Below are 26619 nucleotides of genomic sequence, written 5' to 3'. Positions count from 1 at the left end.
TCTTTCTTTCGTGTTTGCTCATACTATAAGGGATAGAAGGAATAAAAAGCAACTAAAAGAAATAAAGGTTATTAAATGGATGAAATATATCGGAATTGCATGTTATGATAGGTGAAAGAAGAAAAAAGGAGTGGTATTATGCCATCAGTAGAAAGTTTTGAGCTAGATCATAATGCGGTTAAAGCACCTTACGTAAGACACTGCGGTGTTCACAAAGTGGGAAGCGACGGCGTTGTAAATAAATTCGATATTCGTTTTTGCCAACCAAACAAACAAGCAATGAAGCCGGACGTTATTCATACGTTAGAGCATTTATTAGCTTTTAATATTCGTACTCATGTAGAAAAATACGATCACTTTGATATTATTGATATTTCGCCTATGGGATGTCAAACGGGATACTACTTAGTAGTGAGCGGGGAGCCGACTGTACGTGAAATTATTGATTTGTTGGACGATACGCTAAAAGATGCAATTAACATTACTGAAATTCCAGCAGCAAATGAAAAACAGTGCGGTCAAGCAAAACTTCACGATTTAGAAGGAGCAAAACGCTTGATGAAGTTCTGGTTAGAACAGGACAAAGAAGATTTAGAAAAAGTATTTGGCTAAAAATAAGCAGTCCGCTGGGCTGCTTATTTTATTTGGAAAAAGATGAAGACGTTTCTCCGAGTCTAAAGAAAGGGAAATGTCTCTTTTTATGAAAAAAATGTTTTAATCAACTAAAAAAGGGTACAACTATACTATATAAAGAGTTCATAAAGGAGCGAACAACATGGCAGCAAATGTAAATGAAATTGTTAATAAACAAGTGGCAAACTTTAGTGTAATGTACATAAAACTTCATAATTTTCATTGGTACGTGAAAGGTGAACAATTCTTCACTCTTCATGAAAAGTTTGAAGAGCTGTATACGGAAACAGCTACAATTATTGATGACCTTGCAGAACGCCTTTTAGCACTAGAAGGAAAACCTGTGGCAACAATGAAAGAATCGTTAGAGCTTTCTTCTATTAAAGAAGCGGATGGAAGCGAAACGGCTAAAGACATGGTTGCTTCTTTAGTAAGCGATTTTGATACGCTAACTGCTGAATTAAAAGAAGGAATGGATGCAGCCGGTGAAGCGGGCGATGAAACAACAGGAGACATGCTGTTAGCTATTCATCAAAGCTTAGAAAAACATACGTGGATGTTAAAATCATTCCTAGGCAAGTAAGCAAAACCTGCGAGCAATCGCAGGTTTTTTTATGATAAGATGGACGAACACTTTTTTTTCACCGGCATATACTGTAGGGATATGACTTCTGAAAGGGTGAAAAAAGTGGATATGCAGAAGCTTTCTGTCTTGATAATTTCAAGTTTAGGTTCACTGGCTTTTTTTTTATTTGGAGAGTGGGACTATTTACTAATGGCTTTAGTAGCATTAGTGGCGATGGATTACTTGACAGGCACGATTGCAGCTTTTATAAATAAACGTTTATCTAGCAAAGTAGGTTTTAAAGGAATTGCCAAAAAAATTTTTATTTTTGCCATGATTGCTGTAGCAAACTTTATCGATTCTGTATTTTGGGAAAACGGTCATATTATTCGAGATGGAGCTATTTTGTTCTATATTTTAAACGAAATGATTTCAATTACAGAAAACGCAAGAATTGTAGGGGTTCCAATTCCAGAGCCGTTAAAAAAAGCAATAGCGATTTTAAAAGACCGCTTTAAATCGTAGAGTGTATAAAAAAAGAATAAGATACACATAAGAAAGATAAGTTGGCACTAGAAAGAAGGAGCTGAATATCTTTCATGACAAAAAAATATTATGTATCTCTGAGTTCAGGGGAAATCAATCAGTCAAATACTGCTTCAGATTGGAATTATGCGATTGAAGCAACAGATGAAGAAGTGGAGCAGCTGAGAACCTATTTAGATCAGCGCGCTTCAAGCGATTGGTCAAGCTTTTGGCGATCCCATATTCCGTATCTGGAATATCATCATGATTCTCAAAATGATATGTACGATAAAACAACAGTTGACATATATGCCATGCTTTATCAGCTGGGAGACGATGAAACAAAATCACATATCAAACAGATGAATATTTTATCTTCAGATAGAACGGAATAAGGGGTAAAATGCAAAGAAAAAAAGTACGAGCATACTTTTCTTATCAGGTATGGCCGTAATGTATGATAAAATAAGGGAAAAATCAAATGGAGTTTGAGTCGACCATGTACACATTTAAGGATGCATATCATAATCAAGTATTTTTATCATTTGAAAAAAATCCATTCTCGAAAACTCCACGTCATGTTTGGGTCGTATGCAGGTATGAAAATCAATGGTTGCTAACGAATCACTCAAAACGAGGTTTAGAATTTCCCGGAGGAAAACTAGAAGGCAATGAAGTACCAGAAGAAGCAGCGGTTCGAGAAGTGTTTGAAGAAACAGGCGGAGAAGTCTCTTCTTTAACTTATATTGGTCAATATAAAGTAGTAAGTAAAGGAAAGACTATTATTAAAAACATTTATTTTGCTACGATTGGAAATGTAATTAAAAAAGAAGACTACATGGAAACAGATGGTCCCGTAATGATTGACGAACTACCTTCGGGCATTCAACAAGATGATGCGTACAGCTTCATTATGAAAGATAATGTTTTGCAGTATGTAATGAAATATGTAAAGCGAACATTTTTGTAAAAGCATCATATCAACGAAAATACCCCCGTTTGTACGGGGGTATTTTTTATGAGCGTCGGATCAATTTCTTTTCTAGATAAGCCACGCCTTGGTACATAATCGTAGCGAAAATGGCAATTAATAATAAGCTGAGAAGAACAAGAGTAAAGTTGAAGACTTGGAAACCATAAATAATCATATATCCAAGCCCTTTTGAAGAAACTAAAAATTCTCCTACGATGACGCCTACCCAAGATAAACCGACGTTTACTTTAAATGTGGAAATAATGGCAGGCATGGAAGCTGGAAGAATTGCTTCTTTAAAACAGCGGGTTTTCGTTGCCCCGAAGCTTTTTAGTAATTTAATATAGTTTGGATCCACTTCTTTAAAGGCTGTGTAAACGACGATGGATGTAATGATAACGGATATAATCGCTCCCATCGTTAAAATTGAGAAAAATCCTGGCCCAATTGCTACAATTAAAATAGGGCCCAGCGCTACTTTAGGCATGGCGTTTAAAATAACGAGGTAAGGGTCTAATATATGTGCAAGCCTAGTTGAATACCAAAGGGCCGTTGCAAGTAAAATACCTAGCACTGTGCCTAAAATGAAGCCAAGAACTGTTTCGAATAACGTAAAACCAATATGTTCTGCCAGCGAGCCGTCGGCAAGTTTAATTAAAAATAAATGCCATACTTTAGTAGGGGAACTGAAGATTAAAGGGTCAATCCACTTTAAACGAGAAGCCAGTTCCCAGAAGCTAAAAAAGGCTAAGAAAATGACCAGCTGTACGCTCAGTACTAATCGTTTTTCGCCCCGAACCTTGCGAAGGTAGCTTTCGTGAAGAGTATCTAGGGAGCTAGTGGGTTTCAAGTTGATCAAGCTCCTTCCATATGTCCATAAATAAATCGTTATAGACAGGATGCTGTCGTGCTTCAAACGGAGAGAGGGTTCGTAAAATAGAAGGAACCGTGAATGTTTTTGCGATTTTTCCTGGCTTGGCTGAGAATAAAAAGATTCGGCTGCTCATAGCAATGGCTTCGCCGATATCGTGCGTGACCAAAACGGCCGTTTTTTGATAAGTCATCAGTGTTTTGGAGACAAGTTCTTCAAGCTTGAGTTTTGTTTGAAAATCAAGTGCTGAAAAAGGTTCATCCAAGAGTAAAATAGCGGGGTCAATGGCAAGTGTTCGGACTAAAGCGACGCGTTGTCTCATGCCTCCGGATAACTGGTGTGGATATAGGTCATCTACGCCTTGTAGACCAATTTCTTTTAGGAGCAGCAGTGCTTTACTCTCCGTTTTGTCTGTTAGCTGTCCGCGAATTTCAAGCCCAAGTAAAATATTTTCTTTAATGGTTTTCCACGGAAACAAATAATCTTGTTGAAGCATATAACCGATGTTTGGAACTGATGTTCCGATATTTTCACCGTCTATTGTGACAGAGCCTGACGTTGGTTCAATCAAGCCTGCAATAATCGATAGAAGCGTCGTTTTTCCACATCCGCTTGGGCCGAGAAAGGAAACGAATTCTCCTTCTTCAATAGACAAATTAATATGTTCAAGTGCAGTGGTAGCAGACTTTGTCGTAAGGTACATATGTTGAACATCTTGAATGTGAAGTTTTGTCATATTACTCCCTCATTGCATCTTTTGCGAATTTTGTGTTGACTAGCTTGCTGTGATCAATGTGTCTTGGAAGTTCTCCAGATTCGTCCATGATTGTTTGTAAATGATCCCACTCTTTTTGATCTAATAAAGGGTTAGTTGCAAAGGATTTTTGGGATTTATAGCGGTCAATAACCGTTTTTAGCGTGTCTTTAGGTGTATCTTCAAAATACGGTGCAACCACTTCAGCAATTTCATCTGTGCTATGTGTATTCACCCATTTTTGTGCTTTGTAAATAGCTCGAGTAAATTTAGCTGCTGCTTCAGGGTTATCTTTTAAATAGCTTTCTTTGGCCATAAATGTTGTATAAGGAACTGTTCCTGATTCTTTTCCGAAGGAAGCAACGATATGTCCTTTTCCTTGTTTCTCTAAAATACTAGCCGTTGGCTCAAATAATTGAACGTAATCTCCAGTACCAGAAGCAAAAGCATTCGCAACGTTAGCAAAATCAATGTTCTGAACGAGTTTTACATCTTTTTTAGGATCAATATTATGCTGTTTTAACACATATTCCCCTACCATTTGCGGCATGCCGCCTTTGCGTTGACCAAGAAACGTTTTGCCTTTAAGCTGATCCCATGAAAATTGATCGACCTTTTTACGTGCTACTAGAAATGTTCCGTCGGTTTGGGTTAGCTGTGCAAAGTTGATGACGGGATCACTAGACCCTTGTGCATATACGTAGATTGACGTTTCCGAGCCGACTAAGGCGACGTCGATGCCATCAGATAAAAGTGACGTCATTGTCTTATCTCCGCCCCAAGTTGTTTTTAAATCTACCTTTAGTCCTTCTTCTTCAAAAAAGCCTTTTGAAATAGCGACGTACTGGGGAGCATAAAAGATAGAGCGAGTTACTTCGCCGACACGAACCGTTTGTACAGATGTTGTTTTGCTGCAGCTAATTAGTGGAATGAGTAAAATCATAATAGCAAGCAAAGAAAAAAGCCATTTAATTGGTTTCATAAAGCAAACCTCCTTAAAGTAATAAAATATTTTATGATAATGTATGTAAAGAAGTGGAAGAAGGTGAGTGCCTATATAACTATGTGGAAAATCAAAGAAGTAGTAGTCAACGACTGAAAGTAAACCTTAGCGGAAGAAAGTAAACCTTAGCGGAAGAAAGTAGGCTAGTTATATAAAGAATGGAGGAAAAAAATGAAAGATGGAACAATTCTTCATAAACAGCGTTTCCCATCATCAAATCCTCGCGTGACGCTGTGGGTGATTACATATGCATGTCAAGGGCTTAAGATTAAAGGAATGCTTGCAGAGCCAAAAGAAAAAGGAATGTATGACGGCTTTTTATACTTAAGAGGAGGTATTAAGAACGTAGGAACGGTTCGCCCTGCTCGACTCATTCAATTTGCTTCACAAGGTTTTATTGTGATGGCTCCGTTCTATAGGGGAAATCAAGGAGGCGAAGGAAACGAAGATTTTGCAGGAGATGATCGTTACGATGCTTTTGCTGCTTACGATTTACTGAAACAGCTCCCTAACGTCCACCATGACCGCATTCATATTTTTGGGTTTTCACGAGGGGGAGTGATGGCTTTACTCACAGCCATTGAAAAAAAAGACAGCCGTTCTCTTGTGCTATGGGGAGGCGTCACGGATATGGTGCTGACATATGAAGAAAGAGAAGATTTAAGAAGAATGATGAAGCGGGTGATTGGAGGAACTCCTTCTAAATATCCTGAAAGATACGAATGGAGGACACCTTTGCATCGTGCTCATCTCGTCGAGCCGCCGGTCTTGCTTATTCATGGTTTAGAAGATAAAAACGTCTCAATTGATCATTCCTATCAGCTCGAATCTAAACTAAAGAAGTCCAATAAAAAAGTTACCAGCTGGTATTTTGAAAACTTTCCACATGCTTTTCCACCAAAAGAAAACCGAGAAACGGTAAAGAAGTTAACGAAGTGGATGAAAGCGCAATAAAAGATATGCTACGATAGAAAAAACAAGTAGAATAACAGTGAGGAGTGAGAGAAAATGGGGATGCCGCTAGAATTAAATACAATGATTGTGACAAAAGGCAACGAAAAGCGTGTAACAGATAACATTTTTCAAGTTGAGAAAAAAGGATATCGTTTGTATCCGTTGGATATTCCATTAAACATTCACAAAACGAAAAATGGAGAATGTATTGGAACTGCTGTTGTGCGTAAGGTAGAAATGGAGCAGGAAAAAACCATTGTCACATATGAACTGACAAAATTACATTCGACTAACTAAAAAACCGATCGTCTATAAGACGATCGGTTTTTTATTAGACTCTAGGTCCGCCTAATGTTGAAATGTCCGATGCTACATCATTAAAACGCTTGAAGTTCGCTTTGAATTTAGCGGCAAGTTCAGTTGCTTTTTGGTTATAAGCTGTTGCATCGTTCCATGCTTTAGAAGGCTGAAGCACTTCATCAGGAACTCCCGGAACATGAGTTGGAATCGATAAACCAAAAATAGCATCTGTTACTGTTTCGGTATTAGCTAGTTCTCCTTCAAGAGCTGCTTGAACCATAGCTCGAGTGTAACTTAACTTCATTCGTTCACCCACGCCGTATTCACCGCCGGTCCATCCAGTGTTTACAAGGTAGACATTTACGTTATGTTCATCGATTTTCTTTCCTAGCATTTCTGCATAAGTTGTTGGAGCAAGAGGTAAGAAAGGCTCACCAAAGCATGTAGAGAAAGTAGCCTGTGGCGATGTTACGCCGCGCTCTGTTCCAGCTAACTTACTAGTGTATCCGCTCAGAAAATGGTACATCGCTTGTTCTTTTGTAAGCTTGCTGATTGGAGGTAAGACGCCGAAGGCATCAGCAGTTAAAAAGACAATAGCTGTAGGGTGCCCAGCAACGCTTGGCAATACCGTATTATCAATAGAGTCAATTGAATAAGCGGCACGAGTATTCTCTGTTAAACTATTATCATTGTAATCTGCTACTTTCGTATTTTGATTCAACACTACATTTTCCAGTACTGCGCCGAAGCGAATTGCATTAAAAATTTGCGGTTCTTTTTCTTCGGAAAGCTGAATGCACTTCGCGTAGCAGCCTCCTTCAATATTAAATACACCAGAGCTTGACCAACCGTGCTCGTCATCTCCGATTAAACGACGGTTTGCATCAGCAGAAAGCGTTGTTTTACCCGTTCCAGATAAACCAAAGAATAATGCAACGTCACCTTCTTCTCCTACGTTAGCAGAACAGTGCATGGATAGAATATTGTTTTGAGGAAGCAAGAAGTTCATCACTGAAAAAATGGATTTTTTCATTTCACCAGCGTATTCAGTTCCTCCAATTAGCACAATGCGTCGCTCTAATGAAAGAATAATGAAGGTTTCCGAATTCGTCCCGTCTGTTTCAGGGTCAGCTTTGAACGTTGGAGCTGCTACAATTGTAAACGGCTTCACATCATCATTTGTTTTTTGTTCAGCTGAAGGGCGAATGAATAACTGCTGAGCGAATAGGTTGTGCCATGCAAATTCATTAACTACTTGAATTGGTAACTGATACTTTTTATCAGCTCCAGCATATCCATTAAAAACAAAAAGTTCATCCTGCTTCTTTAAGTGGGTTAAGACTTTTTTGTATAGCGCATCGAATCGCTGAGCAGAAATTGGCTGATTGACGGGTCCCCATTCAACCGTTTTTGAAGATACAGCATCGCTTACAATAAATTTATCCAAAGGAGAGCGACCTGTATATTTTCCGGTTTCGACTGACACAGCACCTGTAGAAGTCAGCGTTCCTTCGCGTCGAGCTAGAATTTTTTCAACAAGTTGTGGAACAGATAATTGGTGTTTTGTTGTTTTTAATTGAAGCAAACCATTTAATTCGATAGACATATCAACAGTACTCATGTGCACTACCTTCCTTTTTAGCTATTATTTATTCATTAATGTTTGAAATTTATAATTAGTATAACACATTTATTTAATTATTCTATACTATTTAACTAAAAATGTTTGTGTATTATAAAAAAATGTACGTTATACCTATTTTAGACACATGTATATGTGCTAGAAGCGAAAAAAGTGAAGCTATTTCAAGTGAAAGCCTTTTTTTGGTCTGTCTTGTTAACCAAACTTCGTGATCATTCTTAATAAGGTATACTATTTTTAAATTTGAGTATGTTACATTAAAACAGATTCAAACATAAAGAGATGATTTCCATTTGAATGTTGTTGACAGTGAAGCGCTTTTTCATGTATTATATGTCCTTGAACGGATACTCTCTTATCCCGAGCTGGTGGAGGGACAGGCCCTGTGAAACCCAGCAACCATCGTCATTTTTTTGTGTAGACGATAAGGTGCTAACCTGATGCAAGGGCACAACCTTGATCGATAAGAGTGAAAGGCTTATGTAGAATTTGATACCTTTCCTCGATACAAGGAAAGGTTTTTTTATATTTTTTAACGTGTAATGAAAATAAGGGAATGAGTACCGTATCACAATGTATCGTATTTATAAGGAGGAAAACTGATGTCAACACAACGTCGTCTGTTCACGTCAGAATCTGTTACAGAGGGACATCCCGATAAAATTTGTGACCAAATTTCTGACTCAATTCTTGATGCTATCCTAGCAAAGGATCCAAATGCTCGTGTTGCTTGTGAAACAAGCGTAACAACTGGTTTAGTTTTAGTAAGCGGTGAAATTACAACTTCTACTTACGTGGATATTCCTAAAACAGTTCGTGAAACAATTAAAGGAATTGGCTATACTCGTGCAAAATACGGATTTGATGCTGAAACTTGTGCAGTATTAACATCTATCGACGAGCAGTCAGCTGATATCGCTGCTGGTGTAGACCAAGCGTTAGAAGCACGTGAAGGTCAAATGTCCGATGAAGAAATCGAAGCAATCGGAGCTGGAGACCAAGGGTTAATGTTTGGTTATGCATGTAACGAAACAAAAGAATTAATGCCTCTTCCAATTTCATTAGCTCATAAACTTGCTCGCCGTCTAACAGAAGTACGTAAAGAAGAAATTCTTCCTTACCTTCGCCCGGATGGTAAAACACAAGTAACAGTTGAATATGATGAAAACAACAAACCTGTTCGCATCGATACAATTGTTATTTCAACTCAGCATCACCCAGAAGTAACGTTAGAGCAAATTCAACGTAACTTAAAAGAATATGTAATTAATCCAGTTGTTCCAAATGAGTTAATTGATGAAAATACAAAGTATTTCATTAACCCAACAGGACGTTTCGTAATCGGCGGCCCTCAAGGAGATGCTGGTTTAACTGGTCGTAAAATTATCGTTGATACTTACGGCGGATATGCTCGTCACGGCGGCGGTGCATTCTCTGGTAAGGACGCAACAAAAGTAGACCGTTCAGCAGCTTATGCAGCTCGTTATGTTGCGAAAAACATTGTAGCAGCTGATCTTGCTGATAAATGTGAAGTACAACTAGCATATGCAATTGGTGTTGCACAGCCAGTATCTATTTCAATTGATACATTCGGTACAGGAAAAGTTTCTGAAGAAGTACTAGTAGATGTAGTACGCAAAAACTTTGACCTACGTCCAGCAGGCATCATTAAAATGCTTGATTTACGTCGCCCAATTTATAAGCAAACAGCAGCTTACGGTCACTTTGGTCGTACAGATGTGGAGCTTCCTTGGGAGTTCACAGACAAAGCTGAAGCATTAAAAACTCAAGCTTTAGCTAAATAATAAAAAAAATCTCCGTGAAAACGGAGATTTTTTTTATGCCCATTGAATACCTTCAGCAGATTTTTCTACGACATCTTCATATTCTGAAAGCAAATGCTGAAAAATGGCGTCCCATGATTGAGTAAGAGCATAGTGTCTCGCTGCATGGCCAAAGTGAAGCCGCTGGTGCAAATCATCAAGTAAACCTGTAATAGCCGAACTGAATTCTTCTAAGGAGTGAGGTTTGCAAAGGTAGCCGTTTCGCCCGTGCTGAACCATCTGTTTAACTCCTCCTGCATTTGCTGCCACCACGGGAGTTCCAGAAGCAAGAGACTCCAGTACGACATTTCCGAACGTTTCTGTTTCTGAAGGGAAAACAAACAAATCAGATGAAGAATAGATATGAGCAAGTTGCTTACCTTCAAGAAAGCCTGTAAATGTCATATGCTCAGATGCTTGCTGTTGCATTTGTTCTTTTAAAGGACCATCTCCCACAATAAGCCAGTGAACTTGGTGGCGGATATGATCAGGTAAAGATCGGGCAATTTTTAGTAAAAAATCAGCGTTCTTTTCTTTAGCTAACCTTCCTACATACGTTAAGATGTAGGGTTTTTTTATATTATATTTAATACGAATATCAAAGCGGTCATAGTGGGGATGGAACAATTTGTGATTTACCCCTCGCGACCAAATAGCTACGTTGTGAAACCCTTGTTTTTCTAGCTGCTGTTTGGTCACTTCGGAGGGAGCGAATAATTTTTGTACAGGTTTATAAAACCATTTCATATATTTTTGCAGTGGTACACGCATTTTTTCAAGTTCATAGTGAGATAAATAATCATCAAAATTGGTATGATAAGAGCCGACAAGAGGAATACCTAATCTTTTCCCGTAATAGGAGCCGCAAAGCCCCATTGTAAAAGGAGTGGCCAAATGAATAAGAGAAGGGTTGAATTCCTGCAGCTGCTTTTTAATTTTTAAAACGTTTGGCAATGAAAAGCGGCTGTTTGGATAAAGGAAAAACGGCATGCTAGGCGAGCGGTGAACATACGTTGAAAACGACCGATTATGAGCAAATTCAGGAGCAAATACCTGGATGGGAATTTGCTTTGATTTGACATACTGAGTAAATTGATAAAGTGTTTTAGCAGCTCCGTTAACTTCCGGAGCAAATGTATCTGTAAATAAAGCAATTCTCATGAGTACTCCTCCTATCAATTAGACTAAAAATATGTTCAGTGAAACAGCACCTGAAAAGATGCCGAGTATCAGGCCTACCATGACATCCGTCGGATAGTGCAGACCGAGATAAATTCTTGAAATGCCTACCGTTACTGCAAGCGGCAAAAGAACGGCAGCGAAGGCTGGGTAAGTAATCATCAGAGGGGTAACTAACGAAAAAATAGCCGTTGTATGCCCCGATGGAAATGAATGATCTTTTAATGGATTTTCTAATACTTTTGTATGCTTTAGTTGAATATAAGGCCGTTGTCTCGGATATAGCTTCTTAGCAATGGCAACAGGAATATGGCTAACGGCTAGAGAAAAGGCACAGGCGTAAGCGACGGATGAAGGATGCAGAAATAGCAGCAAGCACGCTATCACAATGGTAAACGTGGCTCCGCCGGCATGAGTTAGTAAACGTAAAAATCTATTTAAGTGCTTTCGATCAAAATGTTGATTTACACTTTTGAATAATCGGCATTCGGCATCGTATACATACTGAATTAACTTGGCTTTCATAGAGTCGCTCCCTTTTTAATAAATACGTCTTTATTATTCAGTTTAATCTTTAATTGTGGAGGCAGTACTAAAACGATGTAAATTAATATGGAAATTTCTTTACAATTGTGGAGAGAATAGAACATGATTAGAGAGTTTGTGGAGATACTAAAAAAATTCCCTCAGTATGACTTTCTGAGGGAACGTTTCCTTTATAATGAAGAATCAGATTTCTTAATAGACTTATAATACTGCCCTTTTTCTACATATTCTGTACGAATGCGCTGCATATCTTTTAAATCTTCCTCAGTCAGAGTGCGGATTACTTTAGCAGGTCGACCGAGTGCGAGAGTATTAGGTGGTATTTTTTTACCGGGAGGCACTAAACTTCCTGCACCGATAAAAGCACCTTCACCAATTTCCGCACCGTCTAAAATAATAGAGCCCATGCCAATGAGCGCGCGTTTGCGGATGATGGAGCTGTGTAAAATAACTTGATGTCCTACTGTCACATCATCCTCAATAAGCAAAGGAGCATTTGGGCTTTGATGGAGTGTTGATTGATCTTGTATATTTACTCGTTTCCCGATAATAGTAGGCGAAACATCTCCTCTAATAACGGTGTTAAACCAAATGCTGCTTTCTTCACCAATGGTGACATCTCCAGTAATCGTGACATAGTCTGCGAGGAAGCAGCTGGGTGCAATATTAGGCATTTTTTCTTTATACGGATAAATCATCAAATCATCTCCCTTTATTAGTTGAAAAAAAGTAGTAAATCTTCTAATGTAAGTGTACAAAGGTTTTTAAAGCAGGTAAACAAAAAAAGGAAGAAGGAGTAACTCAAATGCATAAATGGGAAGCAGTAAATCCAAAAGGCGTTATTGTCATGGTCCATGGAGCAGCGGAGCATCACGGGCGCTATCGCTGGCTGATTGAGATGTGGCGTTCGGTTGGAATGCACGTAATCATGGGAGACCTTCCTGGCCAAGGCTTAACAACGAGAAGAAGAGGACATATCCTATCCTTTGATGAATATGTATATGAAGTGGAAGAATGGGTACGTGAAGCGCAAAAATATGATTTGCCTATTTTCCTGTTAGGACATAGTATGGGAGGACTGGCGGTTATTCGTACGCTGCAGACAAAAAATCTTCCTATATGGGGTGCGATTCTTTCCTCACCTTGTCTAGGATTAAAAGAGCAAGTACCAGCTTACTTAGATATGTTATCTAAAGGATTAAATAAAGTCATGCCGAACAAACTTTTTGATTTGGGTCTTACTGTTGAAAAAGCAACAAGAAACCAAGAAGTTCGAGATGAAGATGAAAACGACTCACTGTACGTTACAAAAGTTTCTGTAAGATGGTACCGAGAATTGATTCAAGCTGTTAACTTAGCTTTTAAAGATATCGATCGTTTGCCGGATGTTCCGCTTCTTGTGATGCAGGCAGGAGAAGATAAAATTATTGAAAAGCTGATTGTTAGACAGTGGTTTGATGAAATAGAGCTAAGTGAAAAAATCTACAAAGAATGGTCTCAGCTGTATCACGAAATCTTTAATGAGCCTGAAAGAGAATACGTTTTTACATACGCGAAAAGCTTTGTTGATCTTCACATTTAATGAGTGCTGTCAGAAATTGAGGTGAAAATAAATGAAGATTCCGTCTCGTCCTATTTCATTAATGAGAAAAATTTATCGAGAAGTGTTTCCCGTCGTTCATCATGAGCTTAATCATTGGCGGGAACGGGCAAAAGAGATTCCTAATAAAGAATTACGCACTCAAGCATTGGCAAGTATCGATACAAAAACTTTTCATTGTGAAGGAGGCGGCATCCTATCGATTTTAGCGAAAGAAAACATGATTGAATGCGTAAAATTTATCGTTGCCTACCAAACAATCAGCGATTACTTAGATAACTTATGTGACCGCAGCAATTCGCTCGATCCTAAAGATTTTGCAGCCTTACATGAATCGATGCCAGATGCGTTGACTCCTCATGCACCTCTTGGGGATTACTATCGTTTTCGAACGGATAAAGACGATGGAGGATATTTAGCGGAACTTGTCCAGACTTGTCAGCAGTCCTTGCGAAAAGCCTGTAATTACCATATCGTCTCTTCACATTTATTAGAACTAGCTACTTATTATTGTGATTTGCAAATACATAAGCATGTTGAAATCAAGGAAAGAGTTCCACGATTAGAGAATTGGTTTGATGCTCACCGGCACAGTGTTCCTGAAATGGAGTGGTATGAATTTTCAGCGTGCTCTGGTTCAACGTTAGGCATTTTTTGTTTGGCCGCTTACAGTTTTCAAGAAGAGATGACCAAAGAAATGACGGAGAAAATAAAAGCGGGATATTTTCCTTATATTCAAGGTTTACATATTTTACTCGATTATTTAATTGACCAAGAAGAAGATAAAGCAGGAGGAGATTTGAACTTTTGTTTTTATTATCCTCACTATCAGCAAATGATGGACCGCTTTTTGCATTTTGTTGTAAAAGCGGACGAATATGCTAAAAAACTGCCGGATTATCACTTTCACTGCTTTATCTATAAGGGACTCCTGGGCGTTTATTTGTCCGATCAAAAAGTGAGGGCACAAAAACATGTTCATGTGAATGCACGTCGATTAATCAAAGCGGGGGGAGCACTCAGCTACTTTTTCTATATCAACGGACGCTTGTACCGAATGTTAAAAAGATAAGCCATATGCGGCTTATCTTTTTTCAATAGCAATGATGAACGGAGGATTGTTTTGCTGATTCATGAAGCGATATTGTAAAACATGGACGTCTTTTTGATCCAGATTTTGGACGTACGTTAGTAAATCGTCTCTTTCTTGTTTCCCTTGTTCGTGTCCGTGATAAATAACGAGCACAATCACTCCTTCAGGTGCTAGCAAATCAAGTAACTGCTCAATTGCAGAAATTGTTGTTTCAGAAGTGGTGACGATGTCTTTATCTCCACCTGGTAAATAACCTAAATTAAAGACAGCGCCCGTCACTCGTCCATTAATAGAGTGGGGAAGCATGCTTATATTGCTATGGCTTTCTTGGATAAGCGTGACTCGTTTTTCTACATGATGTTCTGTCAATCGCTGCTGAGTTGCTTGAATGGCTTGGGGCTGAATGTCAAATCCATATACATGACCTGTATCTCCGACTAAGTTGGCTAAGAACAATGTATCATGTCCATTTCCTGCTGTAGCATCAATCGCGACATCTCCTTCGGCCACAGCATTAGTGAGCAACGTGCGGGCAAAAGGCAGGATACGTTCTATTTTCATCTTTCCATCAACTCTTTTTCGTAATATTTTCCTTGATAGCTTTGGCGACGTTCGAGCTCTTGATCAATGGCATTTAATACGCTCCACTTATTTACGCTCCACATCGGTCCGATCATGAGGTCTATCGGTCCATCACCGGTAATACGATGAACAATCATCTCAGAAGGGATTACTTCGAGCTGATCGCATACAAGCTTTACATATTCTTCAAATGAAAGAAATTCAACAAGGCCCTTTTCATACTGTTTGACCATAGGAGTTCCTTTTAGTAAATGAAGCAGATGAATCTTAATTCCTTGAACGTCTAATTTTGCTACTTCCCGTACCGTTTCCATCATCATCTCAGGTGTTTCTAAAGGCAAACCATTAATGATGTGAGAACAAACGCGAATACCGTGTTTTCGAAGCTTTGCTACACCATCTACATAGCATTGATGATCGTGTGCCCGGTTGATAAGCAGTGAAGTTCGTTCATGAACAGTTTGCAGTCCAAGTTCTACCCATAGATAAGTTCGTTCATTTAATTCAGCCAAGTACTCCACCACATCGTCGGGGAGACAGTCAGGGCGCGTGGCGATAGAAAGCCCAACAACTCCGGGAAGCTTTAAGACCGCTTCATATTTTTCACGAAGCTCCTCAACAGGAGCGTGAGTGTTAGTGAATGCTTGAAAGTAAGCAACGTATTTTCCGTCTTTCCATTTATGATGCATTTTTTCACGGATTTCGTTAAATTGTGTCACAAGATCATCCGCTCTGTTTCCAGCGAAATCTCCTGAACCGGCAGCGCTGCAAAACGTACAGCCGCCGTGAGCTACCGTGCCGTCTCTGTTTGGACAATCAAATCCTCCATCTAAGGCTACTTTAAATACCTTATGGCCAAAGTGGTTACGTAAGTGGTAATTCCAGGTATGATAACGTTTGTTTTCAGATTTATACGGAAATGGGTTTGTCTGATTCAAATCAGCAACCTCCTTTTTACATGCAATATACATCAACAAATTGTATCAAAAACGTGAAAAAGTGCCAAACAAATTTAAGGATGCTTATATTTAACAGGTTCTTCTTGTCGTAAAGGAGAGTAAAGTTGCGCAAAATAAGACAGAAATGAACGAATAGGAGGAATAGACAATGACAACTCGTCAAGCAGTGGATCAACTTATGCAGCAGTGTGAAGATGCTATTCGCTTTGGACAAGGTCAGTTACAGGAAGGCATGAAACAAGAACATTACAATGACACTGAATATACAAAAGCACAGGAAAAATTAGAAAATGCTTATAAAGAAATTGAAGAGTTTTCTCACAGTGCAAATGCACAGCAAAGAGAGCAGCTATATCGCATGCGCCTGCAAGTTCAGCAGCTGCAAAATAAATTGATTACAACTCAGCATTAAGGAGAGGATTTTATGGCAACTCGTTCAAATCAAAATAACCCGGAACAAAAAACAAAAAACGGGATCAACAGCAATGATATTGAGCTAGGAAAAGATTTTGATCCTGTAAAAGAATTAAAAGCACGGAACAGCAAGCGTGCCCAGCCGGTTCGTTCGAAGCAAAAATAAGCGGTAAAAAGGTGATTTTGCATGATATTGTCATGTGAAATCACCTTTTTAAATAGTCAGCGAATTTCAAATAAATTGTCTATATGTAAAAGCATTGCGAACCCTTTAAGAAAAGACTAGAATGTACGTTGGCATTCGAATAGATAGGGGGGAGATCAATGCCCAAGTCACTTTGGTTTTTGATTATTGGTATGCTTGTAAACGTAACGGGAGCTTCGTTTTTATGGCCTCTCAATACAATTTATATAAATGAACATTTAGGAAAGTCGTTATCCGTTGCAGGAGTGGTTCTTATGCTGAACTCTGCTGCAAGCGTAGTGGGTAATTTACTAGGGGGAACGCTTTTTGACAAAATTGGAGGATATAAATCCATTTTATCAGGAATTATTATTACCCTTGTTGCATTAGTGGGACTGGTGTTTTTTCATGGTTGGCCTACATACGTTGTTCTCTTGGTTATTGTAGGATTTGGATCTGGTATTGTGTTTCCATCTATGTATGCAATGGCAGGCTCAGTCTGGCCACAAGGCGGAAGAAAAGCATTTAATGCGATGTACGTTGCTCAAAATGCAGGAGTGGCTATTGGCGCAGCGGTAGGGGGCGTTGTAGCATCCTATTCATTTACGTATATTTTCTTAGCTAATACAATTTTATACGTTATTTTTCTTCTTATTGCTATTTTTTCATACCGTCATATTTCGGTTACAGTTGGGCAAACGAATGTCCTTAATGAAGCCGGTAGTATTCAGCACAAAACGAAACTGACGGCCCTTCTTATTTTATGTACAGGATACGTATTATGCTGGGTCGCGTATGTTCAGTGGCAAACAACGATTGCTACGCATACGCGTGAGTTGAATATACCTCTTTCTAGCTACAGTTTGCTTTGGACGATTAACGGCATTTTAATTGTAGTCGGTCAGCCTTTGATTGTGCCTATCATTCAAAAAGTAGCAAAGACATTAAAAGTACAGGTTCTAATTGGAACGGTTATTTTTGTGGCTTCTTTCATCATCGTGGTGAATGCCACAACATTTTCGCAGTTCTTAACAGCAATGATTGTGTTAACAGTTGGAGAAATGTTTGTTTGGCCAGCAATTCCAGCTGTCGCAAGTCAGTTAGCTCCATCAGGAAAAGAAGGGTTTTATCAAGGCGTAGTCAACAGTATGGCTACTGCAGGTAAAATGATTGGCCCTCTCTTTGGAGGCATTATTTTCGATGCGTTTAATATGTCTACCCTGTGCTATTTATTAATTGCACTATTGTTATTTAGCATGTGTACAACATGGATATACGATTATAAATTAAAAGAAAAACGTCAGCGTTCACTAACCATCTCTAAATAAATAGAGGTGGTTTTATTTTTGACTGTTCAATAAACGTAGGAATGTCTTCAGTATTCCTTTAATAATATAGTAAGGGTCGTGACAAGCAAAGAAAGGAGTATATACCTGTAAAAATGTAAGCGTTTTCTAATTATATAACTTCTTGGGGGGCTAGAATATGCTTAGTATGATTGGATTAATTGGAGGATTATTGCTGCTCATTGTATTAACGATGAGAGGCATGAATTTATTTATAGCAGGTCCGCTTAGTGCTTTAGTTGTTGCGTTAACAAGCGGAATGCCTTTATTTCCACAGCTGGTGAAAGAAGGAGAAGCAAATTTTGTTGGGAATTATATGTCTGGTTTCACAGGATTTATTGCTTCTTGGTATTTAATGTTTCTATTGGGCGCCGTTTTTGGAAAAGTGATGGAAGACAGCGGGGCCGCTGATAGTGTTTCTCGCTGGATTGTCAGTAAACTAGGAATGAAAAGAGCAGTGTTGGCGATTGTACTTGCCTGTGCGGTCTTAACATATGGAGGAGTCAGTCTGTTTGTAGTAGCATTCTCTGTCTATCCAATGGCTTTAAGCTTATTCAAACAAGCTGATTTGCCGAGGCGGTTTATCCCTGCTGCTTTAGCATTCGGTTCCGTTACGTTTACGATGACCTCGGCTGGATCGCCTGAAATCCAAAACTGGATTCCAATTGAATATTTAAAGACTAGTCCGTATGCAGGATGGGAAGTTAGTTTAGTTGTAGCGGTAGTGATGGCTGTATTCGGCTACTGGTGGTTAAAGCGCTTGATTTCAAAAGCAGTTAAAAATGGAGAGCGTTTTATATCACGCGAGAAAGATCCAGCAGTAACGGAAAATCAGTCTCTTCCTAATCCGTTATTAAGTTTGCTTCCGCTTGTGGTCGTGCTCATTATTTCTTTTGCACTTCATAAGCCGCTTCAGCAATCTGCGTTGATTGTCGCACTTTTAAGCGGTATTATTGTCACATACATTGTGAACCGAAAACACTTTAAAGGATTTTGGAATGCAGCATCAGAAGGGACGCTTGGAGCGTTAATTGCAATTGGGAATACAGCTGCTGTCGTAGGTTTTGGAGGGGTTGCTAAGGCTGTTCCCGCGTTTGGAGTGGCTGTAGATGCCATGACGCATATTCCAGGCAGTCCGTTGATAGGGGGAGCTATTGCGGTGAGTGTTATCGCGGGGATGACAGGTTCGGCTTCAGGAGGTCAGGCGATTGCTTTGCCAATTTTAGCCCCTCACTATCTAGATGCTGGTGTAAATCCAGAAGCTCTCCATCGTGTAGTAGCTATATCTTCTGGCGTATTAGATTCCTTGCCTCATAATGGTTATGTCGTCACCACAATTAATTCTATTTGTGGAGAAACTCATAAAGATGCGTATGGATCAGTTGCAGCGATGACGGTAATTGTTCCGCTTGTTGGTCTCGTACTTGCGATTATCCTGTTTTCTTTTGGATTTGGTATTTAATAATAGCTGTTAAAGAAAGTAGAGGCGGGGACAAAAGTATTTTAGCTGAAGGAAGATCCGAACGATAAATCGTTCGGATCTTTTCATTATTATGGTGAACTCGGCTTTTATGTGTTTAGTTGCTTTAAGCTGTTGATTGGAGCGCAAGATGAAGCCTTGCACGGAAATGAACAGTTTTGTAGCAAGGAGTCCAGATATCCTATTTATTCAGCTTTAGATAGGATTAACTTAATTATGTCTAAATCTCTTTGTTTGGCGTTGTATGTATGTTTTTGGGAGAAGTTGTTCATATATAAGAATGAAAGAGGGGATTTAGCAACAAAGCAGTGAGGCAGTGTAGAAACTTTTACAAAATCCGTTGAACAACTTGCAGTTTGCGAACATATTATTTACAATACAAGGTAGTATGATGTAAAAACTATGATAAGGAATAGTAGTGAACGAAGCGAGCTAAGAGAGCTGACGGGTGGTGCGAGTCAGCAAACGGGCGTTCATGAACTCACCTTGGAGTTGTAAATGTGAAGTAAAGTAACATTTACCGTCTATCCGCGTTAAGGAAAATGAGTGAGTACATAATTGTGCTAATTTGGGTGGTACCGCGGGAAGTTTATTCAACCTCTCGTCCCTTTGTTTGAGGGATGAGGGGTTTTTTAGTTTAATTAAATACAGCTGGAGCGTACAAGGAGGATTATGTATGGCTTTTAATCATGAAAAGATCGAACAAAAATGGCAAAAAGTTTGGGAAGAAAATAAAACATTTAGAACAACAGAAGATGAAGGAAAGCGTAAGTTTTACGCATTAGATATGTTCCCTTATCCATCTGGGGCGGGTTTACACGTTGGGCATCCAGAAGGTTATACAGCAACGGACATTTTATCTCGTATGAAGCGTATGCAAGGATACAATGTACTTCATCCAATGGGATGGGATGCATTCGGACTACCTGCTGAGCAGTATGCATTAGATACAGGAAACGATCCGGCTGAGTTCACTGAACTTAACATTAATAATTTCCGTCGTCAAATCAAATCGTTAGGTTTCTCTTACGATTGGGAGCGTGAAATTAATACAACTGATCCTAACTACTACAAATGGACGCAGTGGATTTTCTTACAGTTATATAAAAAAGGCTTAGCTTATGTGGATGAAGTAGCTGTTAACTGGTGTCCTGCGTTGGGAACAGTACTTGCAAACGAAGAAGTTATAGATGGCAAAAGTGAGCGCGGTGGGCATCCGGTTGAGCGTCGTCCAATGAAGCAGTGGATGCTTAAAATCACAGCTTATGCAGATCGTTTACTAGAAGATTTAGATGATCTTGATTGGCCAGAAAGTATTAAAGAAATGCAGCGAAACTGGATTGGCCGCTCTGAAGGAGCTCACGTTCACTTCACAATTGATGGATATGACGAAACATTTACTGTGTTCACAACGCGTCCTGATACGCTGTTTGGGGCAACGTATGCCGTTTTAGCACCTGAACATCCGTTTGTGGATAAAATTACGACAGCCGAACAAAAAGAAGCGGTAGAAGCGTATTTAGATCAAATTAAAAGCAAAAGCGATTTAGAGCGTACAGACTTAGCTAAAGACAAAACGGGCGTATTCACAGGTGCTTATGCAATTAACCCTGTAAACGGTGAGAGAATGCCAATTTGGATTGCTGACTATGTTCTAATGAGCTATGGTACAGGTGCAATTATGGCTGTTCCTGCTCATGATGAGCGTGATTATGAGTTTGCTGTTAAATTTGAACTGCCGATTAAAGAAGTAGTAGCGGGTGGAGACGTTTCAAAAGAAGCTTATACAGGCGACGGCGAGCACGTTAATTCAGACTTCTTAAATGGTCTAGACAAAGAAGAAGCAATTTCAAATATGATTCAGTGGCTTCAAGCAAATGAAAAAGGTGAAAAACAAGTAACATACCGTCTGCGTGACTGGTTATTCAGCCGTCAGCGCTACTGGGGTGAACCGATTCCTGTTATTCACTGGGAAGATGGCACAACAACTGCAGTTCCTGAAGATCAGCTTCCGCTTGTTTTACCAAAAACAACTGAAATCAAGCCGTCAGGTACAGGTGAATCTCCATTAGCAAACATTGATGACTGGGTGAACGTTGTAGATCCGGAAACGGGCAAAAAAGGGCGCCGCGAAACAAATACAATGCCTCAATGGGCAGGCAGCTGCTGGTATTACTTACGCTACATTGATCCAACGAACAGCGAAGCATTAGCAGATGCAGACAAATTAAAAGAATGGTTGCCGGTTGATATTTATATCGGTGGAGCTGAACACGCTGTTCTTCATCTATTGTATGCTCGTTTCTGGCATAAATTTTTATATGATATCGGCGTAGTTCCAACAAAAGAGCCGTTCCAAAAACTGTTTAACCAAGGTATGATTCTTGGAGAAAACAATGAAAAAATGAGTAAGTCAAAAGGTAACGTTGTAAACCCAGACGAAATCGTAGAAAGCCACGGTGCAGATACGCTTCGCCTTTACGAAATGTTTATGGGACCGTTAGATGCATCCATTGCTTGGTCAACAAAAGGGCTTGATGGTGCACGCCGTTTCTTAGATCGTGTATGGCGTTTACTTATCGAGGATAATGGTGAATTAAGCAGCAAGGTTCAAGAAAGCAATGATACTACACTTGAACGCGTATATCACCAAACGGTGAAAAAAGTAACGGAAGATTACGAAGGTCTTCGTTTTAATACAGGTATCTCTCAACTTATGGTATTCATCAACGACGCATACAAAGTTGATGTGCTGCCAAAGCAATACGTAGAAGGATTTGTGAAGCTATTAGCACCAATTTGTCCTCATACAACTGAGGAATTATGGAGCAAACTAGGCCACGAAGATACGATTTCATATGAAGCTTGGCCTGCGTTTGATGAAGCGAAACTTGTAGATGATGAAGTGGAAATTGTCGTTCAAATTAACGGTAAAGTACGTGCAAAATTAAACGTACCTGCTGAGGCATCTCGTGAAGAGCTTCAAGATATTGCAATGGCTAATGAAGATGTTCAAGAGTTCATTGAAGGTAAGACAGTACGCAAAGTGATTGCTGTGCCTGGTAAATTAGTAAACATCGTAGCTAATTAAGTATTGATGTAGAACAGCCCCCCTGACTAAAGAGCAGTCAGGGGGGCTGTTCTAGACCTAAGCGTCTGATGTCCCCCTTTCGGGGTTGACATCAGGCCCTTAGTTAAACCTTTAACTACGATTGGAAAAGCTTAGGTAGGCTGCTGCTTAAGCTTTTCTTATTTAGTGGCATAAAGGTATTTGAATTTGCTACAATAGCGATAGCAAGCTGAATGAAAGAATAGAGAGGAATGACGAAGATGGAAGAAGTAAAAGTGATTACGCCTGAAGAGCTTCAAAAACGCGTGGAAAATGGAGAAGAGCTTCATTTAGTTGATGTTCGCGAAGATGAGGAAGTAGCAGAAGGAATGATTCCAACTGCTAAACACATTCGTATGAATGATATTCCAACTAATGTGGATTATTTCGATAAAGAAAAAGAATATATTTTCATTTGCCGTTCTGGACGCCGCAGTGAAAACGTATGTTACTACCTTCAAGAACAAGGTTATAAAGTAACAAATATGGTTGGCGGTATGTTAGAGTGGGAAGGAAAAACGGTTAATAAATAAGAAAAAGCGCCTTTGACAGGCGCTTTTTTCTTTTGGAATGAAACTTCTACCATTCGACTAAAATGATAGTAGCAAAACAAATGATGACTAAATCTATAAAAGTCTTCATAAAAATAGAGGTAGGAAGAAGTTGAAAATCAGTACGAAAGCCATCATTGAGAGAAGCAGTCCATTCTGATTGAAACAAATTTGATAGGACAAGGTGGTAGAAGCTATGATACAGGTGAAAATGTTTGATAAAGAGCATGAAAAAGATTTAGAGTTTGCGGTGAACCGATTTTTACGCAAATTAGAAGATGAAGACGTCGTGGATATTAAGTACCAAGTCACAGTGGATGTTGATCGTGATGAGCAGGTGTACTGTTTTTCAGCCATGGTTATGTATAAAGCCTAGCATATTATGCTAGGCTTGTTGCAAATTCTCCTGCATTACTGCCAGCCAAACGGCCTGTTACAAGGGCAGAAGTAATATTGTATCCTCCAGTATATCCGTGGATATCAAGAATTTCCCCGCAGAAGTAAAGGCCTTGCATAAATTTAGAAGACATTTCTTTTGGGTGAATTTCTTTAACGGATACTCCGCCTCCTGTGACGAAGGCTTTCTCTAAAGAAAGTGTGCCGTTTACAGCAAATTCAAATCGTTTGCACATTCTCGAGAATTCTCTCAGTTTTTCATGCTGAAGCTGTCCCGCTAGCGCTTGGCTATCAATGTCTGCTTGCTCGAGTAAAAATAATAGATAGCGTTCAGATACAAAACCTTTTAAAACATTTTTAATCACTTTTTTCGGCTCTTCTTTTGTTGTTTTGACTAATTGTTGAAAAATCTCTTCTTCGTTTTGGCTAGGAAATAAATCAAGAGACATTTGAACAGTGTTGCTTTTTTGTTTCTTTAACTCTTTAACAACATATTGGCTGCAGCGAAGAGCGGCAGGGCCAGAGATGCCAAAGTGAGTGAAAATCATATCCATCTGATGAGTTATGACAGGTTTGCCTTTTTTATTAAGTACGCTTAGTCCTACGTTGCGAAGCGATAGACCTTGAAGCGTTTTTGTTTTAATAAAGTGTTCGCTAGATGTAATAGGAACTTCTGTTGGGTAAAGTTCAGTAATTTTATGACCTGCATCTTTTGCCCATTGATAACCGTCTCCTGTCGAACCCGTATGAGGCACTGATTTTCCGCCTACTGCAATCACAACGCTTTTCGTTTGGATTGCTTCTCCGTTTTGAAGCACAACTTCTTTCACGGTGTTGTTTTCATAGTTTACGCGTTTAACGGCTGTGTTTGTGCGAATTGTTACACGAAGACGGTGAAGTTCACTAATTAATGCATCAACAACAGATTGTGCTTTATTGCTAACCGGAAACATACGCCCGTGATCTTCTTCTTTTAATTTAATTCCAAGGCCTTCAAAATAGGAGATGATATCTTCGTTATTAAAAACAGAAAACGCACTGTATAAAAAGCGTCCGTTTCCTGGAATGTGTTTAATAAGTTCATCAATCGGAAGGCGGTTTGTTACATTACAGCGGCCCCCTCCAGAAATGGCAAGCTTTCGTCCAAGTTTATTGCCTTTATCAATTAATAATACGTTTGCACCTGACTCACCAGCTGCAATCGATGCCATCAAACCAGAAGGTCCTCCTCCGATTACGACTACATCATATATCATACTTTCACCAACCTGTCTATTCTTAAAAAATTTTAGTTTGTTCACTGACAAATCTCTCAACATTGGATAAAATGGGCTATAGTCTTTGTTTTTTAGCTTGTTGACGAGTGTGAGTGAGTATAAGACCTTTCTTAGTGTATACTCTCACTTGCTTCTTTTCAATTCTATCATTATTATCAGTATGTAACATTAAGTATCGGAGGCAAACGTATGTCTGATTCAAAATTGTTAAGAGGGACCTTTGTGCTAACGCTTGGCACTTATGTATCCCGAATTCTGGGAATGATTTATTTATTTCCATTTGCGATCCTTGTTGGAACCGTAGGGGGAGCACTGTTTGGTTATGGATATAACCAATATGCTATTTATTTAAGTATTGCTACAGCCGGTATGCCAATGGCCGTATCGAAATTTGTATCAAAATATAATGCACTCGGTGATTATTATACGAGTAGAAGAATGTATCGGGCCGGCATGAAATTAATGCTTGTCACAGGAATACTTGCATTTTTACTTTTATATTCGTTAGCGCCTGTTATGTCTAGAATTACACTTGGAGGCTCTGATTTAAATAACTCCTTAGAAGATGTAGTAATGGTTATGCGAATGGTTAGTGTTGCGTTAATTGTAGTACCGATGATGAGTTTAATGCGAGGATTTTTCCAAGGTCACCAGTCTATGGGACCCACAGCTGTTTCACAAGTAGTTGAACAACTTGTGCGGGTTGTCTTTTTATTAGCATCCACTTATATCGTCATCAAAGTTGTACATGGGAGTCTTGCGCTAGCCGTTGGATTTGCTACAATGGGTGCTTTTGTAGGAGCTCTTGCTGGACTTGCCGTATTAATTTGGTACTGGAAAAAACGAAAGCCTCATCTCGATAAAATGGTGAACGAGCAGACGGTAACGCCTACGCGTATTTCTACCGTATCCATTTTTAAAGAGCTGCTTACGTATTCATTGCCCTATGTATTTGTCAGCTTAGCTATTCCGCTTTATCAGTATGTGGATCAATTCACATTTAACCGTGCGATGGTAGCGGCTGGACAAAAAGAAATAGCGGAGTCCATGAACGGAATTGTTCAGTCTTATGTTCCAAAGCTTGTGATGATTCCTGTTTCATTAGCTACTGCATTCGGTTTGACTCTTGTACCAACGATTACACGTTCATTTGTGAATAAAGATTATAATGTATTGCAAAAGCAAATTGATCAAACATATCAAACGATTATGTTTCTTGTGCTGCCAGCATCTGTAGGGTTAATGGCTTTAGCTGGTCCAGCATATACGTTTTTCTTTGGAACAGATGCATCGGATGCGGGTGGAAATGTCTTGCTTTATTATGCACCCGTAGCTTTATTGTTCTCGTTTTTCACGGTTAATGGAGCTATTTTACAAGGGATCAACAAACAAAAATATGCTGTTTTAAGTCTATTATTTGGATTGATTGTGAAAATTGTCGTGAACGTGCCATTTATTCTTATGTTCCACGAGATCGGTTCAGTTTTAGCGACAGCACTAGGCTATATCGTATCTCTTGTTTATATGTTTGCGCTTATTCAAAAACACGCAAAATATAACTACAGTGAGTTTATAAAACGCTCTGTGCTCATTCTCATTTTTGTTGCGATTATGGGAATCAGCGTAAAAATTGTTTCAGTAGTAATTGGTCTGTTTACAACCCCAGGACGATTCTCTGCCACGGTTATTACGATTATAGGAGCAGCAGTAGGCGGCCTTATTTACTTTATTATTACCTATCGTTCAAGCCTGCTTGAAAAAGTAATGGGAGCGAGGGTAACAGGTGCAATTGAACGAAAGATACTGCGCCGAAATAAACAGCGCAGTGCATAAGAAGATGACTCGTTAGAGTCATCTTCT

Annotated in this window: 28 protein-coding genes, 1 riboswitch and 1 other annotated feature; of the genes, 18 read left to right on the top strand and 10 right to left on the bottom strand. The window is 39.2% G+C overall.

From position 1 onward, the window contains the following. Window positions 1-138: 138 nt before the first annotated feature. From MKX72_RS24580 to ytkD, 5 genes are all read left to right on the top strand, one after another. Window positions 139-612 (top strand): S-ribosylhomocysteine lyase, encoded by a 474-nt coding sequence (locus MKX72_RS24580; RefSeq protein ID WP_013059547.1) that lies wholly within the window; start codon window positions 139-141, stop codon window positions 610-612. Window positions 613-775: 163 nt separating this feature from the next. After that, window positions 776-1216: a Dps family protein gene (locus MKX72_RS24575; protein WP_013059546.1), complete on the top strand. Its 441-nt coding sequence runs from the start codon at window positions 776-778 to the stop codon at window positions 1214-1216. Window positions 1217-1297: 81 nt separating this feature from the next. Continuing rightward, on the top strand, window positions 1298-1723 hold the full coding sequence (locus MKX72_RS24570; RefSeq protein WP_033579583.1) for a phage holin family protein: 426 nt from the start codon (window positions 1298-1300) through the stop codon (window positions 1721-1723). Window positions 1724-1797: 74 nt separating this feature from the next. Next, a complete protein-coding gene (locus tag MKX72_RS24565; RefSeq protein ID WP_033579584.1) occupies window positions 1798-2118 on the top strand; it encodes a hypothetical protein in 321 nt (106 codons plus the stop codon). 104 nt (window positions 2119-2222) lie between these two features. Further along, window positions 2223-2693, top strand: coding sequence for an RNA deprotection pyrophosphohydrolase (gene ytkD / locus MKX72_RS24560; protein ID WP_013059543.1), 471 nt, complete (start codon window positions 2223-2225; stop codon window positions 2691-2693). Between the two features lie 46 nt (window positions 2694-2739). On the opposite strand, the gene MKX72_RS24555 is transcribed toward ytkD, so the two are convergent. From MKX72_RS24555 to MKX72_RS24545, 3 genes are read right to left on the bottom strand one after another with little or no spacing between them, the layout of a single operon-like run. After that, on the bottom strand, window positions 2740-3546 hold the full coding sequence (locus tag MKX72_RS24555; RefSeq protein ID WP_033579585.1) for an ABC transporter permease: 807 nt from the start codon (window positions 3544-3546) through the stop codon (window positions 2740-2742). Then, entirely contained in the window at window positions 3533-4303 is a 771-nt protein-coding gene (locus tag MKX72_RS24550; protein WP_025750714.1) for an ABC transporter ATP-binding protein, read from the bottom strand. Before MKX72_RS24550 ends, MKX72_RS24555 begins: the two co-directional genes overlap by 14 nt. 1 nt (window position 4304) lies before the next feature. Next, window positions 4305-5303 (bottom strand): ABC transporter substrate-binding protein, encoded by a 999-nt coding sequence (locus MKX72_RS24545; protein ID WP_033579586.1) that lies wholly within the window; start codon window positions 5301-5303, stop codon window positions 4305-4307. Between the two features lie 192 nt (window positions 5304-5495). On the opposite strand from MKX72_RS24545, the gene MKX72_RS24540 reads away from it, so the two are divergent. After that, the gene (locus MKX72_RS24540) at window positions 5496-6278 is read left to right on the top strand and encodes an alpha/beta hydrolase family protein (protein WP_028411850.1); all 783 of its coding nucleotides are present in this window, start codon (window positions 5496-5498) and stop codon (window positions 6276-6278) included. A 54-nt stretch (window positions 6279-6332) separates the two neighbouring features. Further along, window positions 6333-6575, top strand: coding sequence for a DUF2584 domain-containing protein (locus tag MKX72_RS24535; RefSeq protein WP_028411849.1), 243 nt, complete (start codon window positions 6333-6335; stop codon window positions 6573-6575). A gap of 34 nt (window positions 6576-6609) precedes the next feature. Here MKX72_RS24535 and pckA read toward each other — a convergent pair whose 3' ends face one another. Then, window positions 6610-8199 (bottom strand): phosphoenolpyruvate carboxykinase (ATP), encoded by a 1590-nt coding sequence (gene pckA, locus MKX72_RS24530; RefSeq protein WP_028411848.1) that lies wholly within the window; start codon window positions 8197-8199, stop codon window positions 6610-6612. 373 nt (window positions 8200-8572) lie between these two features. Then, a riboswitch (SAM riboswitch) is annotated at window positions 8573-8690 on the top strand. Window positions 8691-8822: 132 nt separating this feature from the next. On the opposite strand from pckA, the gene metK reads away from it, so the two are divergent. Beyond that, entirely contained in the window at window positions 8823-10025 is a 1203-nt protein-coding gene (metK, locus tag MKX72_RS24525) for a methionine adenosyltransferase (protein ID WP_013059536.1), read from the top strand. 33 nt (window positions 10026-10058) lie between these two features. On the opposite strand, the gene MKX72_RS24520 is transcribed toward metK, so the two are convergent. From MKX72_RS24520 to MKX72_RS24510, 3 genes are all read right to left on the bottom strand, one after another. Beyond that, on the bottom strand, window positions 10059-11204 hold the full coding sequence (locus tag MKX72_RS24520; RefSeq protein WP_033579587.1) for a glycosyltransferase family 4 protein: 1146 nt from the start codon (window positions 11202-11204) through the stop codon (window positions 10059-10061). 18 nt (window positions 11205-11222) lie between these two features. Next, window positions 11223-11747: a phosphatase PAP2 family protein gene (locus MKX72_RS24515; RefSeq protein ID WP_028411846.1), complete on the bottom strand. Its 525-nt coding sequence runs from the start codon at window positions 11745-11747 to the stop codon at window positions 11223-11225. A gap of 191 nt (window positions 11748-11938) precedes the next feature. Further along, a complete protein-coding gene (locus MKX72_RS24510) occupies window positions 11939-12466 on the bottom strand; it encodes a gamma carbonic anhydrase (RefSeq protein WP_028411845.1) in 528 nt (175 codons plus the stop codon). A gap of 107 nt (window positions 12467-12573) precedes the next feature. Between MKX72_RS24510 and MKX72_RS24505 the strand changes: the two genes are divergently transcribed. Both MKX72_RS24505 and MKX72_RS24500 read left to right on the top strand, forming a co-directional pair. Beyond that, on the top strand, window positions 12574-13350 hold the full coding sequence (locus tag MKX72_RS24505) for an alpha/beta fold hydrolase (protein WP_013059532.1): 777 nt from the start codon (window positions 12574-12576) through the stop codon (window positions 13348-13350). Window positions 13351-13381: 31 nt separating this feature from the next. Continuing rightward, the gene (locus MKX72_RS24500) at window positions 13382-14440 is read left to right on the top strand and encodes a tetraprenyl-beta-curcumene synthase family protein (protein ID WP_028411844.1); all 1059 of its coding nucleotides are present in this window, start codon (window positions 13382-13384) and stop codon (window positions 14438-14440) included. Between the two features lie 12 nt (window positions 14441-14452). On the opposite strand, the gene MKX72_RS24495 is transcribed toward MKX72_RS24500, so the two are convergent. Together MKX72_RS24495 and MKX72_RS24490 are read right to left on the bottom strand one after the other, a co-directional pair. Next, a complete protein-coding gene (locus tag MKX72_RS24495) occupies window positions 14453-15022 on the bottom strand; it encodes a class I SAM-dependent methyltransferase (RefSeq protein ID WP_033579588.1) in 570 nt (189 codons plus the stop codon). After that, window positions 15019-15981, bottom strand: a complete 963-nt coding sequence (locus MKX72_RS24490; RefSeq protein WP_033579589.1) for a TIGR01212 family radical SAM protein — start codon at window positions 15979-15981, stop codon at window positions 15019-15021. The genes MKX72_RS24495 and MKX72_RS24490 overlap by 4 nt, the downstream gene beginning before the upstream one ends. A 169-nt stretch (window positions 15982-16150) precedes the next feature. Here MKX72_RS24490 and MKX72_RS24485 point away from each other — a divergent pair, with 169 nt between their 5' ends. From MKX72_RS24485 to MKX72_RS24455, 7 genes are all read left to right on the top strand, one after another. Next, on the top strand, window positions 16151-16414 hold the full coding sequence (locus MKX72_RS24485; protein ID WP_013059528.1) for a YtzC family protein: 264 nt from the start codon (window positions 16151-16153) through the stop codon (window positions 16412-16414). A gap of 12 nt (window positions 16415-16426) precedes the next feature. Next, complete coding sequence (locus tag MKX72_RS24480) at window positions 16427-16582, top strand: hypothetical protein (protein WP_013059527.1); 156 nt, start codon at window positions 16427-16429, stop codon at window positions 16580-16582. Window positions 16583-16740: 158 nt separating this feature from the next. Continuing rightward, on the top strand, window positions 16741-17928 hold the full coding sequence (locus MKX72_RS24475) for an MDR family MFS transporter (RefSeq protein ID WP_033579590.1): 1188 nt from the start codon (window positions 16741-16743) through the stop codon (window positions 17926-17928). Between the two features lie 157 nt (window positions 17929-18085). Further along, window positions 18086-19408, top strand: coding sequence for a GntP family permease (locus MKX72_RS24470; RefSeq protein WP_028411840.1), 1323 nt, complete (start codon window positions 18086-18088; stop codon window positions 19406-19408). A gap of 411 nt (window positions 19409-19819) precedes the next feature. Beyond that, window positions 19820-20038: a binding site (T-box leader), on the top strand. A gap of 64 nt (window positions 20039-20102) precedes the next feature. Continuing rightward, window positions 20103-22517 (top strand): leucine--tRNA ligase, encoded by a 2415-nt coding sequence (leuS, locus tag MKX72_RS24465; protein ID WP_028411839.1) that lies wholly within the window; start codon window positions 20103-20105, stop codon window positions 22515-22517. A 239-nt stretch (window positions 22518-22756) separates the two neighbouring features. Next, window positions 22757-23068: a rhodanese-like domain-containing protein gene (locus MKX72_RS24460; protein ID WP_028411838.1), complete on the top strand. Its 312-nt coding sequence runs from the start codon at window positions 22757-22759 to the stop codon at window positions 23066-23068. A 214-nt stretch (window positions 23069-23282) separates the two neighbouring features. Further along, window positions 23283-23462 carry a sporulation protein Cse60 gene (locus MKX72_RS24455; protein ID WP_013059521.1) on the top strand — a complete coding sequence of 60 codons (180 nt, stop codon included), beginning with the start codon at window positions 23283-23285 and terminating at the stop codon, window positions 23460-23462. A gap of 4 nt (window positions 23463-23466) precedes the next feature. On the opposite strand, the gene MKX72_RS24450 is transcribed toward MKX72_RS24455, so the two are convergent. Next, complete coding sequence (locus tag MKX72_RS24450) at window positions 23467-24738, bottom strand: BaiN/RdsA family NAD(P)/FAD-dependent oxidoreductase (RefSeq protein ID WP_033579591.1); 1272 nt, start codon at window positions 24736-24738, stop codon at window positions 23467-23469. Between the two features lie 210 nt (window positions 24739-24948). Here MKX72_RS24450 and MKX72_RS24445 point away from each other — a divergent pair, with 210 nt between their 5' ends. After that, window positions 24949-26592, top strand: a complete 1644-nt coding sequence (locus MKX72_RS24445) for a putative polysaccharide biosynthesis protein (protein WP_028411836.1) — start codon at window positions 24949-24951, stop codon at window positions 26590-26592. Window positions 26593-26619 lie beyond the last annotated feature (27 nt).

Source organism: Priestia sp. FSL R5-0597 (assembly GCF_038006305.1).
GTDB lineage: Bacteria > Bacillota > Bacilli > Bacillales > Bacillaceae_H > Priestia > Priestia zanthoxyli.
The sequence above is the reverse complement of the archived record's forward strand: the minus strand, read 5'-3'. Positions and strand labels throughout refer to the sequence as shown.